At 28.1% G+C, this 15,942-nt stretch carries 19 protein-coding genes; all 19 read right to left on the minus strand.

Annotation, left to right across the window (positions count from 1 at the left end):
• Positions 1-8 precede the first annotated feature (8 nt).
• Entirely contained in the window at positions 9-908 is a 900-nt protein-coding gene (locus BFN48_RS04210) for a MinD/ParA family protein (protein WP_069649590.1), read from the minus strand.
• Complete coding sequence (gene flhF / locus BFN48_RS04215; protein WP_069649591.1) at positions 889-2,043, minus strand: flagellar biosynthesis GTPase FlhF; 1,155 nt, start codon at positions 2,041-2,043, stop codon at positions 889-891. Before flhF ends, BFN48_RS04210 begins: the two co-directional genes overlap by 20 nt.
• Positions 2,043-4,076, minus strand: a complete 2,034-nt coding sequence (gene flhA, locus BFN48_RS04220) for a flagellar biosynthesis protein FlhA (RefSeq protein ID WP_069649592.1) — start codon at positions 4,074-4,076, stop codon at positions 2,043-2,045. The genes flhF and flhA overlap by 1 nt, the downstream gene beginning before the upstream one ends.
• A gap of 19 nt (positions 4,077-4,095) precedes the next feature.
• The gene (flhB, locus tag BFN48_RS04225) at positions 4,096-5,181 is read right to left on the minus strand and encodes a flagellar biosynthesis protein FlhB (RefSeq protein ID WP_069649593.1); all 1,086 of its coding nucleotides are present in this window, start codon (positions 5,179-5,181) and stop codon (positions 4,096-4,098) included.
• A gap of 18 nt (positions 5,182-5,199) precedes the next feature.
• Positions 5,200-5,976, minus strand: coding sequence for a flagellar biosynthetic protein FliR (gene fliR, locus BFN48_RS04230; protein ID WP_341419075.1), 777 nt, complete (start codon positions 5,974-5,976; stop codon positions 5,200-5,202).
• Between the two features lie 5 nt (positions 5,977-5,981).
• Complete coding sequence (fliQ, locus tag BFN48_RS04235) at positions 5,982-6,251, minus strand: flagellar biosynthesis protein FliQ (RefSeq protein ID WP_069649595.1); 270 nt, start codon at positions 6,249-6,251, stop codon at positions 5,982-5,984.
• A gap of 14 nt (positions 6,252-6,265) precedes the next feature.
• On the minus strand, positions 6,266-7,030 hold the full coding sequence (fliP, locus tag BFN48_RS04240) for a flagellar type III secretion system pore protein FliP (protein WP_069649596.1): 765 nt from the start codon (positions 7,028-7,030) through the stop codon (positions 6,266-6,268).
• 160 nt (positions 7,031-7,190) lie between these two features.
• Complete coding sequence (locus BFN48_RS04245; protein ID WP_069649597.1) at positions 7,191-7,628, minus strand: flagellar biosynthetic protein FliO; 438 nt, start codon at positions 7,626-7,628, stop codon at positions 7,191-7,193.
• Positions 7,629-7,630: 2 nt separating this feature from the next.
• Positions 7,631-7,993: a response regulator gene (locus BFN48_RS04250; RefSeq protein ID WP_069649598.1), complete on the minus strand. Its 363-nt coding sequence runs from the start codon at positions 7,991-7,993 to the stop codon at positions 7,631-7,633.
• Positions 7,994-8,020: 27 nt separating this feature from the next.
• Positions 8,021-9,163, minus strand: coding sequence for a flagellar motor switch phosphatase FliY (gene fliY, locus BFN48_RS04255; protein WP_069649599.1), 1,143 nt, complete (start codon positions 9,161-9,163; stop codon positions 8,021-8,023).
• Complete coding sequence (fliM, locus tag BFN48_RS04260; RefSeq protein ID WP_069649600.1) at positions 9,153-10,151, minus strand: flagellar motor switch protein FliM; 999 nt, start codon at positions 10,149-10,151, stop codon at positions 9,153-9,155. The genes fliY and fliM overlap by 11 nt, the downstream gene beginning before the upstream one ends.
• A 13-nt stretch (positions 10,152-10,164) precedes the next feature.
• Positions 10,165-10,578 carry a flagellar basal body-associated FliL family protein gene (locus tag BFN48_RS04265; RefSeq protein WP_069649601.1) on the minus strand — a complete coding sequence of 138 codons (414 nt, stop codon included), beginning with the start codon at positions 10,576-10,578 and terminating at the stop codon, positions 10,165-10,167.
• A gap of 17 nt (positions 10,579-10,595) precedes the next feature.
• Positions 10,596-11,339 carry an OmpA/MotB family protein gene (locus BFN48_RS04270; protein ID WP_083238778.1) on the minus strand — a complete coding sequence of 248 codons (744 nt, stop codon included), beginning with the start codon at positions 11,337-11,339 and terminating at the stop codon, positions 10,596-10,598.
• Entirely contained in the window at positions 11,339-12,124 is a 786-nt protein-coding gene (locus BFN48_RS04275; RefSeq protein WP_069649603.1) for a flagellar motor protein, read from the minus strand. The genes BFN48_RS04270 and BFN48_RS04275 overlap by 1 nt, the downstream gene beginning before the upstream one ends.
• 3 nt (positions 12,125-12,127) lie before the next feature.
• Entirely contained in the window at positions 12,128-12,337 is a 210-nt protein-coding gene (locus tag BFN48_RS04280) for a flagellar FlbD family protein (RefSeq protein ID WP_069649604.1), read from the minus strand.
• Between the two features lie 51 nt (positions 12,338-12,388).
• On the minus strand, positions 12,389-13,657 hold the full coding sequence (locus BFN48_RS04285; RefSeq protein WP_069649605.1) for a flagellar hook protein FlgE: 1,269 nt from the start codon (positions 13,655-13,657) through the stop codon (positions 12,389-12,391).
• A 73-nt stretch (positions 13,658-13,730) separates the two neighbouring features.
• Entirely contained in the window at positions 13,731-14,114 is a 384-nt protein-coding gene (locus tag BFN48_RS04290) for a TIGR02530 family flagellar biosynthesis protein (RefSeq protein WP_069649606.1), read from the minus strand.
• 46 nt (positions 14,115-14,160) lie between these two features.
• Positions 14,161-14,544 (minus strand): flagellar hook assembly protein FlgD, encoded by a 384-nt coding sequence (locus BFN48_RS04295; RefSeq protein WP_069649607.1) that lies wholly within the window; start codon positions 14,542-14,544, stop codon positions 14,161-14,163.
• Positions 14,545-14,557: 13 nt separating this feature from the next.
• Positions 14,558-15,937, minus strand: coding sequence for a flagellar hook-length control protein FliK (locus tag BFN48_RS04300; RefSeq protein ID WP_069649608.1), 1,380 nt, complete (start codon positions 15,935-15,937; stop codon positions 14,558-14,560).
• Between the last annotated feature and the right edge of the window lie 5 nt (positions 15,938-15,942).

Raw genomic sequence — 15,942 nt, forward strand, 5'->3', positions numbered from 1 at the left:
TCCTTTACTTACTTATAAATCAAAAAATAATTCTTAAATTTTTCAATAAAATTTTTAAAATCGCTACCATTGTTGTTATTTTCATTACCCACAATTTTTAAAGCAATAGCATTTATTCTTTTGACAAAAGAAGAATTTGGATGCGAAATAGTTACTGGTTGTTGAAGCTTTACAGATTCTATTAATAATTTGCTATTTTGTATATACCCTAAATTTATCAATTCAAAATTTAAAAATCTTTTAGTAACTCTATTCAACTTTTCATATACTTCTCTAGCCTCATAATAATTATCGGCTTTGTTTACTACTAAGTTTATTTTACTATGATTACAACTAGAAATAATCAACATTTTAATCAATGCATAAGCATCTGTTAAAGAAGTGGGTTCAGGAGTGGTAACTAAAATAACTTCATTAGCAGCTTCTATAAAACTCAATACAGTTCTTGATATTCCTGCTCCTGTATCAATTAATATAAAATCTGCAATTTCAGATAATTTTTCAAGCTGACTAGTTAATTCATATAATTCTTTTTCTTTAATATCAATTAACTCCTCTAATGCTGACCCTCCAGCAATAATTTTTAATCCACAAGGGCCTTCTGTTATAATTTCTAAAATATCTTTTTCTCCTTTTATAACATCAGCAATAGTATATTTAGGCATAATTCCTAAAGCTATATCAACATTAGCCAAACCTATATCTGCATCAAAAATAATTGTTCTATATCCAAGTTTATTTAATGAGATCGCTAAATTAATGGTGAAATTAGTCTTACCAACTCCACCTTTACCACTAGTTACAGCCAAAACTCTAGTTTTATTATTAATTTGATTTTCTATTGCTGCTTCTTTACTGTTTTTGTATTTATTTACCATTTGTCTCAATCTATACGCTTGGTCTCTCATACTGTAACTCTCCAATCAAATATTTACTTAATTTATTTACATCAGCAATCTCAATATCATCGGGAACATTTTGACCGATAGTAAAATAAGACAATGGTTTGTTTGAATAATATTTAGTATTTAAAATAATGCCTAAATTATCGACTTCATCTAACTTAGTAAAAATAATTTTATATTCTGTAATATTTCCATATTTATCAATAATTGATTTAATAGTATCCATACTAGATGTTGCACTTAATACTAAATAAACTTCCTTATTATTAACAGAATTGATTAATTTTCTTATTTCTTCAATTTTTTCATTATCTTTATGGTTCCTTCCAGCAGTATCTACCAAAATGATTTCTTTATCTTTTAATTTCGACATAACTTTATAAATATCCTCTGTATCATAAATATTATTTACTGGAATACTCAATATTTCTCCATAAGTTTTTATCTGCTCTACAGCCCCTATTCGATATGTATCTGCATTAATAATTCCAACTTTTAAATTCTCATATAAACATATCTTAGAAGCAATTTTGGCTAAAGTAGTAGTCTTTCCTACACCAGTTGGTCCAATAAAAAATATAATTTTATTCGAATTTGACAAATCTATAGGCTCTGGATTACCTAGATACTCAATCAAATGATATCTAATTATATCTCTAATAGATTTATCATCTTTATCTTCAATGTTAAACCTTTCATTTATTTTGTTTAATATTTCATTAGCTATATATTCTTCTACTCCTCTTTCAATAAGAATATGTTTATACACCATTAATTTTTCTGATAAATTACTCTTTTCTTTTTTGGTAGTACTTATAATCATATCTTCCATTAATTGCCTTAATTTTTTAATTTCTTCATTAAGTTCTTTCTGAGCATTATTTGTTTCATCATTAAATGACTTACTGTAATAATTTGTATTTTTATTTTTTTTCACCTGATAGTCTGTCGTATTTTTCATTTCATAGTTTTCATCTACTGCAGCTACTACTTCTATTAATGGTTTTTTAAAAAAACCAAAAAAACCAGTTTGCTTTATTTTCCTTGTATGAAGTATGACTGCCTCTGTACCGAGCTCCCTTTTAACTTTATCCATAGCTTCTTTATTTGTTTTTCCAATGTATCTTTTTATTTTCATTATAATGTCACCATCCCTAATGACTGAACTTCAACTGTAGGTTCTATTTCATTATAAGACAGTACTACTAGGTCTTTTATTAATTGTTCAGTCAATCTCTTAAAATATATTCTAACTATAGGAGCTGTTAAGATTATTGGTTGTTCTCCTATTGAAGATACTTTTTCTATGTTTTTCGATAAGCTTTGAAGAATTCTCTGAACTTTTGTTGGCTCCAAAGCCAAATATGAACCTGTTTCTGATTTATTAATAGAATCCATAATTAATTGTTCTAACTCACCGTCTAATGTAATTACTTTTATTTTATTGTTTTGCACATACTTTTTTGTTATATATCTTGATAATCTCTGTCTTACATATTCAGTTAATAGATCCGAGTCTCGAGTAACAGTCCCATAATCTGCAAGGGCTTCTAAAATAGAAACCATATTTCTAATTGAAATTTGCTCTTTTAATAAATTTGCAAGAACTTTTTGTATCTCACCGATGGAAAGAACATTAGGAATAAGTTCGTCTATTAAAGCAGGATATTCTTCTTTTATATTGTCTATTAAAACTTTAACTGCTTGTCTATCAAGTAGCTCATGTGCATATCTTCTAATTATTTCTGTCAAATGAGTTGCTATAATAGATGGTGGATCTACTACAGTATAACCTAATATCTCTGCTCTCTCTCTCTCTTCTTCGGTTATCCATTTAGCTGGTAAACCAAATGCAGGTTCGATAGTATCTATTCCAGATAAATCTCCCTGAGCTGTTCCTGGATTCATAGCTAAATAATGATCGAATAGTAACTCTCCTTTTGAAACTTCTACACCTTTTATTTTAATTACATATTCATTCGGATTCAATTGTATATTATCTCTTAATCTGACCATAGGAACTATCATACCAAGCTCTAATGCGATTTGTCTTCTAATCAATACAATTCTATCAAGCAAATCTCCACCTTGATTTACATCAGCTAAAGGTATAATTGCATAGCCAAACTCCAATTCTATATCATCTACTTTTAACAATGACATTACATTTTCTGGTTTTTTAACTTCTTCAACTTCTACTTCTTCTGCAATTTCTTTTTCTTCTTCAACACTCTTTTGAATACTTATTTGCATATTATACCCTGAATAAAAGAATATACCTGACAAAAATATATATGGTAAGGATGGTAATGGAGTAGCAACTCCTAATAAAAACAGAACACTACCAATAATATACATAATTTTAGGATGATTATTAAAAAGCTGTTTAATAACGTCTTGTCCAAGATTCGATTCTGAAGCAGCTCTAGTTACAACTATACCAGTAGCAGTTGATATAATAAGAGCTGGTATTTGGCTGACCAAACCATCTCCTACCGTTAATAATGTGTATTTATGAAGTGCTTCTATAAATGTCAAATTTTTAGTTAAAATTCCTATAACAAAACCTGCACAAATGTTTATTATAGTAATAATAATACTAGCTATTGCATCCCCTTTGACGAACTTACTAGCACCATCCATTGCTCCATAAAAGTCAGCTTCTTTTTGTATTTCACTTCTTCTTTTTTTAGCTTCCTGCTCTGTAATTAATCCTGAATTTAAATCTGCATCTATAGCCATCTGTTTTCCTGGCATAGCATCAAGAGTAAATCTGGCTGCTACTTCTGCTACTCTTTCAGCTCCTTTGGTAATTACTATAAATTGTATTATTACGATTATTAAAAATATGATAAAACCCACTATAGGATTACCCTTGATTACAAAATTCCCAAAAGTCTCTATAACACTTCCTGCATCTCCATCTGTTAAAATGTATCTCGTTGTTGATATATTCAAAGAAAGTCTATAAAGCGTAGTTATTAATAACAAAGATGGAAAAACTGAAAACTGTAAGACTTCTTCAGTATACATTGCAATCAAAAGGATTAATAATGCAAAAGATATATTTAGAGTTAAAAGTACATCTAAAGCACCTTTAGGAACAGGTATAATAATTATCAAAATTATTGCAATGATAGATATTGCTACTATAATATCTCCAAATTTCATAATTGTCCTCCTAACTTAATTAAACCTTTTTCAGGCTATAAACATATGCGAGTATTTCAGCTACTGCTTGGTAAAGTTCTTCTGGAATTACCTGCCCTATTTCAACATTATTGTATAAATGTCTTGCTAGCCACTTGTTTTCAACTATTGGTATAGAAGATTCTCGTGCCACTTTTTTAATATTTTGAGCAATTATATCTTTGCCCTTAGCAATTACATATGGAGCATCGTATTTTTCTTTATCATATTTTATAGCAACTGCGTAATGTGTTGGATTAGTAATAATAACATCTGCTTTAGGTACATCCTGCATCATTCTACGCATAGATATTTGGCGTTGTTTTTCTTTTATTTTTGATTTAATATTAGGGTCACCCTCTGTTTGTTTATATTCTTCTTTAATTTCTTGTTTTGACATTCTTAGGCTTTTCTCATATTCCCACCACTGATATGCATAATCCAACACAGATAACCCAAACAAAACCAACCCTATTCTAATAGCAATTTCAAATGATATTTTAGCTATATAAAATACAATACTAGATATATTTTTTTCTAACAATTGCACAATATTTTTAATTTGCCCCATAATATAAGAATACACAATATAACTTATTAATGTTATTTTTAAAAAAGATTTTACTAATTCTACAAATGCCCTTTTTGAAAATATACGTTTAAAACCTTCTATAGGATTTATTCTACTAAATTTAATTTTTAAAGTTTTTGTTGTAAATAAAAATCCTACTTGAAAATAATTAATAATTAATGCAAAAATAAAAGCAACTCCTAGAATTGGGGCAACGATTTCTGTTGTTTTAAAAACAATATATTTTAATAATAAAATAATCTCTTTCTTTGAATAAAAATCGTCAGAAATTAAGTATTCATTATAAACATAACTTATATGTTCTTTTAAACTATTAAACATATAATTACTAAAAATTTTCAAAGATAAAAATATAAACAACAATAACAAAGCAGACGTTAACTCTCTACTCTGTAGTACTTGTCCCTTTTCTCTTGCTTCTTTTCTCCGTTTTGGAGTAGGCTTTTCTGTTTTCTCTCCACTTGCAAACAATTGTAAGTCTATACTGTTTAACATCTATAATCATTCCTTATTCTACTTTAAGAAAGAAAATACTCGAAAAATTTGCTCATATAAATTACACATAAAAGCAATAATAAAAGGTATTGTTAGTATCAAAGTAATGATTCCTATTGCAATCCTTAAAGGCATTCCAACTACAAAAACATTCATTTGTGGCATAGTTCGTGCTAATATCCCTAACATAATATTAGTTATAAATATAGTAGCCAATATAGGGCTACTAAGTTTAAAAGCTATAACAAATATATTACTAATAATTGTAAATATTTCTTTATAAATAGTTGCTTTGACAACATAACTTCCTAAAGGAATTATTGTAAACGAATCCAATAAAGTTTTTATCAATACATGATGTCCATCAACAACTAAAAAAGTCAATAAAGCTAAAATGTAATAAAAATTCCCTGTTATGGGTACTTGTATATTACTGTTAGGATCTAATACGTTTACCATGCTAAAACCTAATTGCATATCTACTAACTTACCAGCTAAATATAGCGAAGAGAAAAATAAATACATGATAAAGCCAATAAATATACCTAAAAATAATTCTCTTAATACATAAGTTATAAAAAGATAAATATCTAATTGTGTTTGATTGAATTCAATTATATTAATCATTATTAACGTAAGAAAAAAAGTAAAAACTATTTTGAATATTGTTGGTATATTCCTCCTACTGAATATAGGAGTAATAATAAAAATCCCACTTAATCTAACGAATATTAACAAAAAGACTATGTATTTATTCATAATTAATTGTACAATATCTACCATAAAGTTCACCATTTAAATTATTTTATAAATGTATTCATGTTTTCAAAAAGCTTGCTAGTAAAATCCAAAATAAGACTTAATAGCCAAGGTGAAAATATTAAAAATGAAATCATCACAGCTATTATTTTAGGAACAAAAGCTAATGTAGCTTCTTGTATCTGTGTCGTTGCTTGGAATATACTAACAGCTAATCCTATTAACAAGCCAAAAATTAGCATTGGAGAAGAAAGCATTAAAACCATCTTCATCGCCTCTTGTGCTAAATTTATAATATCCCCTTGGCTCATTTATATCACTCCTATTAATTAAAGCTTAATAACAACTGTTTAATAACCAAATTCCATCCGTCTACCATAATGAAAAGTAATATTTTGAATGGTAAAGATATCATAACCGGTGGTAACATCATCATACCCATTGACATTAATGTACTTGCAACTACCATATCTATTACTAAAAATGGTATAAATAATATAAATCCCATTTGAAAAGCTGTTTTCAATTCGCTAATCATAAAAGCAGGTATTAATACTCTTGTTGGTATATCTTCTAATTTCAAGTCATTTCTTTGTTCAATACCTGATGCTTTAATAAATAAAACCAAATCTTTCCCTCTAGTTTGTTTAAACATAAATTCACGAATTGGTTTTAATGCATTATTAAAAGCTTCTTCTTGGCTAATCTCTCCATTTAAAAAAGGTTGAATAGCTTGTTCATTAATTTGCTCTATAGTTGGACTCATAATAAAAAATGTTAAGAACAATGCCAATCCAATTAAAACTTGATTTGGTGGCGTCTGTTGTGTTGCTAAAGCATTACGCATAAAAGAAAGTACAATAATAATCCTTGTAAAGCTTGTAACCATTATTAAAATAGAAGGGGCCAGAGTTAGTATTGTTAGCAAAATTAATATTTGTATACTTATGACATAGTCATTTGGATCATTTGTATTTTTCAAAGATACTGTTTTCCCAAACAAAGAAATTTCAGGGGCCCCATATACAACAGAATTACAAAGTATAATTAATACAGTTGTAATTATAAGAATTTTTACTATCTTAGTCATATTATTCATCCTACTCACTATAGTTAATAATAATCTCATTAGTCTTTTACATTTTTTTATAATCAATAGGGAATTATATTCCTTATTAAATTGTGGATAATTTTGAATATAGTATCCGTTTATTGATTTCAACAAAATCCACATTGTAGTTGATTTAAATCTAAGATTTTGCTCTAAAATTAATTTTCATAAGAAACTTTTCTAAATGTTTATCAAAACTAGACTTATTAGTTATATTACTATCAGATTCTAATGGTTCAATATTCTCTAATTTATCAATTAAAGTTATACTATTGTTATTATAGGCTAATATATAACGTCTACCATTTATTTCTAATATTAAAATCTTAATACCACTTATATTTAAAATATCAATAATCCTAATTCTGTGTTTTTTACCTGTTACATTTAATTTGAAATTCAATATCTTGCTTAGAAATAATATTGCTAAAATGACTAGAATAAAACCAAATATAAAACTAATCAAATTAATAAAAGAATAACCCTTGTTGTTATCAATGTAGCTGGAGCCAAAAGCATACTCATTAATAAATAGAAAACTAAAAATATAAAGCGACTTTAAGTAAGCATTTTTCATTGTTAACCTAATACTTTTTTTACAGCTTCTAGAACTCTATCTGCTTGAAAAGGCTTCACTATAAAATCTCTAGCTCCAGCTTGAATTGATTCAATAACCATAGCTTGTTGCCCCATAGCTGAACACATTATTATTTTTGCGTTTTCATCGAACTTTTTAATTTCCTTTACAGCCTGAATTCCATCTACTTCTGGCATTGTAATATCCATTATTACTAAATCCGGCCTAAGCTCTTTATATTTCTCAATAGCTCTAGCTCCATTATCAGCTTCACCTATAACTTCATATCCATTCTTATTTAAAATGTCCTTAATCATCATTCTCATAAAAGCAGCATCATCAACAATAAGTATTCCCTTACCCATATTAATTCCTCCTTATATTATTTCTTTTTAAATTTTACTTATCCTTTTTGATGGGTTTACAACATCTGTTATTCTAACACCAAAATTATCATCAATTACTACAACCTCACCTTTAGCAATAAATTTGCCATTAGCAAATATTTCTAAAGGTTCTCCGACTAGCTTGTCCAATTCTATAACTGTTCCAGGACCAAACTCTAAAATCTCACTAATTTTTTTAGTTGTTCTACCTAATTCAACAGTAACTTCTACAGGTATTTCCTGTATCAAATCAATGCTTTCATTATATTCTATTTTTTTGTTCTCATCAAAGGACTGAAATTCTACTTTTCTTACATTAATATGTTCTTGTTCCTTAATTTCTTTGTTATTCACACTATAACTTAAATTTTCTATAGTATTCATACTCATAGACTCATTATCATATTTTGATTTCTCATCTTCTTCTTGACCAGTTAAATCCACATTATTATTTGAATTATCAAAATTAAAATCAGATTCTTGACCTAGAAGCCTACTTACCATATTTTTCGCAAAATCAATTGGTAAAAGCTGCATTATTTCACTATCAATTAAATCACCAATAATCATTCTAAAAGATATTTTAACAATAGTTTTATTTTTAAAAATATCTAAATTTATGTTATCTTCATTTAGTTTTATTAGAAAAGCTCTAGGAGGCTCAATATCAATAACTGTAGAAAACATCTCTGATAGTGAGGTGCTTGACGAACCAACCATTTGATTCATTGCTTCACTTATAGCACTTAAATCCATCTCATTTAACTCTCTATCTGTATTTGTACCATCACCACCCATCATAAGATCAGTAATAACTTTTACATCATTTGTTTTCAATATTAATAAATTTGAACCTTCAAGCCCTAGCTTATATTTTACATCTACTGCTACAAATGGTACTACATATTTTTTTGAAAGCTCTTCTGTATTAGTTATCTCTACCTTAGGTGTTGTAATAGTAACTTTTTTACCAAGCAAAGTATACAAAGTTGTTGCAGCTGTTCCCATACTAATATTCCCTATTTCTCCTAGTGCATCCTTTTCTGTTTCACTTAATTCTTCATTTACTGCAACTGCATTGCTATTATCTGCTAACTCTCCTCGTAGTAAAGCGTCTATCTCCTCTTGTGAAAGCATATTATTCGTCATCTACATCTTCACCATCCTTTTTGACTCTGGTAATCTTAACAGCCATTTTATTATTTTTAGTTCCAGGTACCCCATAAAACTTCGTTTTTGAACCTACTTTAATTTCTAATTCACTATCTTTTGTTTTATCAAGTTTTATAACATCACCTACTCGTAAGTCTAATAAATCTTTAACTGTAATCATAGTACTACCAATTTCCGCTATCAAAGGCACCTTTACTTTCTTTATTCTCTTCTCAACGATCTCCATTTCAGTTGAATCAATGTCTTTATTATTTGTCGAATACCAAAGTTTAGTACTTAATTTGTTTAATATTGGTTCTATTGTTAAATGAGGAATACATATATTAGCCATTCCTTCAGTTTCTCCTATTTTTATATTTAATGTAATTAATACTATTGTTTCACTAGGAGAAACTATTTGTATAAATTGTGAATTAGTTTCTATTTTCTCTAAAGATGGTTTCAATTCTAATATATTATCCCAAGCTTGTGTTATTATATCTCTAATTCGATAAAAAACCTGCTTTAATAATACCAACTCTATTTCAGTAAAACTACGATTTAACTCAATATTACTACCATTGCCACCTAATAACCTATCTATAACAGCATAAGCAATATTTGGTGAAATATCTAATATAATCTGCCCTGATAATGGATGGAAATTAATAATCGAAAGAAAAGCAGGATTTGAAATTGCATTACTAAACTCACTAAAAACATATTGATCAATAGTTAATACTTCAACATTTACAGATGCTCTTAAATAACCTGATAAAAACGTTTGTAGTAATCTAGCTAACTTATCATGAATAATGCCCAATGTCCTCATCTGGTCTTTAGCTATTTTTTGTGGATTTCTAAAATCATATTTTCTTATTTTCTTTTCTTTTGCTTCTTCTTTTATTTCTTTAACATCTACTTCTCCAGAAGTTAAAGCCTTGAGTAGGGCATCTATTTCACTCTGTGAAAGAACTTCAGACAATAGTTATACCTCCCTACTGTACAATTAATTCTTTAAAATAAATATTTGTTATATCTTCAGTATTAAACAATTCTGCTAATTTTGCTGTAATTTCTTTCTGAAGCAGAACTTGTCCATCACTGCCTTCTAGCTCTTCTTCTGTTTTACTTCTAATAATCTCATTAATCTGATTATTTATTAAGAACTTCTTTGTCTCTAATACTTTTAATAATTCCTTATCCGTTACTTCTACCGTTATATCAACTTTAACAATACTGCTACTATCCTTTACATTACTATACATCTGACCTACATCAAAATAAAACTTCTCTTTTGGCTTATTAACATCTGCTTTGCTTTTAACGTATAAAAAAGAGAAAACAGCTACTAAAATTAATGAAACTGTTAATACTATAACAGCAATAATCAAAATCTTCTTACTATTCATATTTACAACCCCTTTTATTAATCTGGCTCCCATTTTGCATATGATGATTTTAAAATTACAATATCAACTCTTCTATTTTTAGCTTTATTTTCAGGAGTATCATTAGGAGCTACAGGTCTATAATAAGCATATCCAGCTGAAGAGATTCTATTACCTTCTATTCCTTTCTCTTCCATTAAAAATCTTAAGACATTAGTAGCCCTAATAGCAGATAATTCCCAATTTGACGGAAATTTTGATGTTTTTATCGGATCTGTATCTGTATGTCCTTCTATTTTTATATGTTTGGATTTAAATTCGTTTCTATTAAGTATATCCCCTATATATCTTAAAATTTCTTTTGCTTTCGGTTTTATCTCTGCTTTCCCAGAATCAAAAAAGACATTATCTAGAACTCTAATTATCAAGCCTCTTTCTTCAATTTTAGCTATTACCTTAGTCTCAAGACCCTTTTCTCTTGCATATTCTTCAATTAGAACTTTTAATTTACGAAAATCCTCGATCTCTTTTCTTTCATTTGTAGATTTATTTTGTGGTAATTTACCTGTATTTACAAAAGGTACATCCTGTATTGTTTTTCCACCTTTCAAAACACCTAATGAACCTTGAAAGGACTTCATAATAGCTTCAAATTTCTGTACATTTATTTCAGAAAAAGAAAACAATAATACAAAGAAACAAAGAAGTAAAGTAACCATATCGCCATATGTAGCCATCCATTCAGGTGCGCCTTTCTTTTCCTCGTTTTTTCTTCTCTTCATTATACTTCCCCACCTTCAGTTTCTTTTTCCATAGTTTTTCTCGTTTCAGGTGGCAGGAAAGTTTTTAATTTTTCTTCTATAATCCTAGGGTTTTCACCAGCTTGAATTGATAAAAGTCCCTCAACAATTAACTCTTTTACGAGTATTTCCTCACGACTTCTGCCTTTAAGTTTGTTAGCAATCGGAATGAATATTAAATTAGCGAATAAAGAACCATAAAAAGTTGTAATCAAAGCTACAGACATATTAGGTCCTACACTTGCAGGATCATTTAAATCTTTAAGCATATTAATAAGTCCAATTAAAGTACCTATCATACCAAATGCAGGAGCATAACTACCCATAGCTTCAAAAATACTTTGTCCCTCTCCATGTCTTTCTTCAGTAAAAGATAGTTCTGTTTCTAATATATTTCTAACAAGCTCTGGATCAGTACCATCAACTATTAGAACAATTCCTTTTTTTAAAAACATATCCTCTACATTTTCTGCTGCTTCTTCTAATGCAAGAAGTCCTTCTCTTCTAGCTATGTTAGCTAGCTTAATTATTTCATTTATAATTTCCGTTGGTGAAATATTTTTTGTCATAAATGCATTTTTTACAACTCTTAACGTTTTTAATACTTTAGACAGAGGATAACTAATAAAAGTAGCAGCTATAGTTCCTCCCAGAACTATAACTAAAGAAGGAATATCAATAAAAGTTTTTATACTACCTGATAGCGAAATTCCCCATACAATAAATACGATACCTGCTATAAAACCAATGGCAGTTGCTAAATCCAATAGTTACACCTCATTTCCTATGTTTAATAAGCTTTTGTAAATTTCTCTTTTATAATTTATAACTTTATCTATTACTTCTTCTACTGTTTCTTTTACAACAATTTTTTTACCATTAGTTAATGTTACTATTGTATCAGGTGTTGCTTCAACAAATTCAATTAAATCACTATTCAAAACAAATTCCTTTCCATTTATCCTTTTCAATATTACCATACAATCATCTCCATCTACAAGTACTATTAGGGTAGAAATCTACCCTAATAGTTACCTTTTCATATTAACTAGTTCTTGTAGCATTTCATCAGTTGTAGTTATAACCCTTGAGTTTGCTTGGAAACCTCTTTGTGTTGTAATCATTTCTGTAAACTCCATTGATAAATCAACATTTGACATTTCAAGAACTCCTGGATTTATTGAACCAAAACCACTTGAGCTAGGTTTCCCAATCTGAGGTTCTCCTGAGTTTGGTGTGCTTTCAAAAAAGTTATTACCTACCTTTTGTAAACCCATAGGATTGTCGAATTTAGCCAATACTAATTGCCCTAATGATTTCTTTTCACCATTTGTAAAACTTCCTGTAATTACTCCTGAAGCATCCACAGCAAAACCAGTTAAAGAACCAGCACTTTTACCATACTGCCCATTCTGATCTGGAACATCAAATCCTTTTACATCATTTTCATTTGCAAATTGTGTGATTTTAGAAAAGTCTACTACTAATTTGTTATCAGAACTGCTTGGACCAAAATATGTATCTGTTCCAGAAAACTGTATTTCAAAAGTTTTAGTTGCACTATTTAAAAATCCATTACTGTCAAAAGTTAACGTTTGTGTCGAACTTGTTGGTGCTGGAGAAATAGCATTGCCTGTAGCTAAATCTATTACATTAACAACATCTAAATCCCATTCGTTAGGATTGGCTGTTTTTGTAAATTTGAAATTAATCTTATATGAATTACCCAAACTATCCTTTACTATCGTATCTGTTAAAAATTCTTCATTAGCTTGCATTCTAGAATCTAAATTACCTACAAACTCAACAGTAGTAGATGCACTTGGTGGTGCTGTTTCTGAACGATTAATTTTTATAGGAGCATACTCCCCACTCTCGTTTATACCTAGTACTTTAAAACCATCAGGTGTTACTAAATAACCTTCTTTATCTAGAACGAAATTGCCTGCTCTTGTATAATAAATGTTTTCATATTTAGGATCATCAGTAACCATAAAAAATCCTTCTCCATCAATCATCAAATCAGTTGGATTATCCGTTCTTTGTGAGGCTCCTTTTGCAAAAATTGTATTAATCGAACCAATTTTTAGCCCTAAACCTATTTGCTGTGGGTTTGTACCTCCTCTGCCAGCTTGAGGAGCTCCAGCGCCTTTTACAACTTGGCTGAAAACTTCTTGAAAAGTAACTTGTCCCCTTTTGTAACCTATTGTATTTACATTCGCTATATTATTACCAATTACATCCATTTTCAATTGGTGTACTCTTAATCCAGATACACCTGAATACATCGATCTCATCATAATTAAAAACCTCCTTTGTTTTTCATTATGCCCTCTGTCAGTCAGGCATAAATAGCTTCCTGAATAGGTCCAGCTATATGATCACAGCTCCATCAATATTTGTAAACACATTCTCTTTTAACTGCTCATGAGTTACAGTTGTAATAACAGTTCTATTCTTAATACTTATTATAAAAGCTGTATTTTTAAAAAGAATTAAAGCTTCCTTGACGCCTTTACTCTCTGCTTTACTAACAGCATTTTCTATATTCTTCAAATCTTCTTTATTAAGCTTTATATTTCTTAGCTCCATTCTCTCAATTGCATGTTTTGAAAATTTCAATTGACTACTTTTTTTTTCAAGCCTTCTTAATATATCATCAAAACTGCAGTTTTGCTTTACATTTATTTCTTTTTTTATATAACCATTAGAATTAATTCTGTTTTTTATTATTATATTTTCATAAGAAACGCTCATCTATATCACTCCAGATTTGTATTACTAAAATCATGATACTTTTCATTTATATTCCTTTCATAGAATTCAAAACTGCTTTAATTTCCAATAGCTTTTCAGCGTTTTCTTTTTGAAAACCGTCAACTAAGTTTTTAATTTCCTTTTGATAACTGTTAAAATCTTTAATCTCTTCTAATATATTTTTTTGCGACTTCTGCAAGTTCTCATCTAATGTTTGTATTTTCTCTAACGTACTAAATTGAGCCATTTGGGAGATAAATTCTTTATCATCAATAGGATTTAATGGATCTTGATTTTTTAACTGTGTTACTAATAATTTTAAAAAAGAATCTTTACCTAAAGTACTATTGTTTGTATCAGCTTTAGAAGACTTTGAATTATCATTTGTAATACTATAAAATTTCTGATTGTTAACCTCATTAATACTCATTAAATTATCACCTCTATGCTTTTAAATCAATACTACTATCTATGAGACTATTTAATATTTCATTACTATATAAGAATTCTTCCTCAACATCCTGATTTATCAATTGACTTCCCTTTTGATTCATGAAATAATTTCTGTTATAACCAGATTGTGAATTGTAATTATCAAAATTTGCACTTTGTCCAACATCTATACTAAATTCATAAATCTCTAATCCCTGTTCTTTTAGATTGTCTTTTAAAACATCTAAATTTGCTTCTATTACTTGTTTTACCTGATAATTTTCCACAATAATTCGAGCTAAAACTAAATTTTCTTTAGTTGTAATCTTTAAAAATAAATTTCCTAAAACTTCTGGTTTTAACTTAATTCTTATTTCTGGATTTGTTTTTTCATTATTTAAACTCAGTTTTTCAATAATCTGTTTCATCAACATATTCTTGTCTATGTTCTGTAATAAAGTTTTTTCATTAGTTAAATTACTCTCATAGTTATTTAAAATATTTTCTTTAACAACGTTAAACTTTTCAATTAAATTGTTTGTTTGGTTATTTACTGTTAAAATTCTTTCATTTTTACTGCCTAAAAGATTATTTTCTTTTATTTCATCTTCTATTAAATCTACATTTTTTGTAAGCAACTTGTAATGCTCATTTTTTATATTACCAACTAATCTTATTTCTCTACTTTCTTTGTTTTCGCTATTTTTTTTGTATGCATTAAGCTTCTTTATATTATTTCCCTTGCTTATAACTCCTTTAATAAACTTAAAATTCTCACTTTGTTCATTTTTACTCAATAAGTCATCTACTAAATAATTTAATTTGCTTAAAAACTTACTAAGCTCCTGATTCATTTTTATCTCTTTATTTTCTTCATATGTTTGTATTAGAGTTATTACTTGATTTGTTAATCTAATAATATTTTTTTCTAACTTTAGATTTAAAACATTCTGTTCCTTAATACTCTCAAGCTGAATCAATAAACTTTTAAAATCGTTATTTAATTTAGAACTTTCTTGATTTGATAAAATTCTGCTAATATCAGCTATTATCTCTTCAATACTTTCTAACATTAAATTCATATTGATTCTTTCATCAACAAGTTCAATATTTTCTTTTTCATCATCAGAGATAACTTTACTTTTTTGTATTTCTTCACAATTAGTAGCTTTTCTTTGCAAATTAACCTTTTCTTTTTTTTGTTCCTTATTTTTACTGTAATTTCTAATCGAAATAACTTGTCTATCTTTAACTTCTTTAATCTCATTATTATTTAACTTATCACTTAATACATTTTCAAAATAACTATTCTTTGGCTTCTCTTTTAAATTACACTTTGTATCTACTTTAAAATTATCATTAATAAAAGTCATTTCAGCAATATTATTCACAAGCT

The sequence above is a fragment of the Caloranaerobacter ferrireducens genome, from assembly GCF_001730685.1.
Classification (GTDB): domain Bacteria; phylum Bacillota; class Clostridia; order Tissierellales; family Thermohalobacteraceae; genus Caloranaerobacter; species Caloranaerobacter ferrireducens.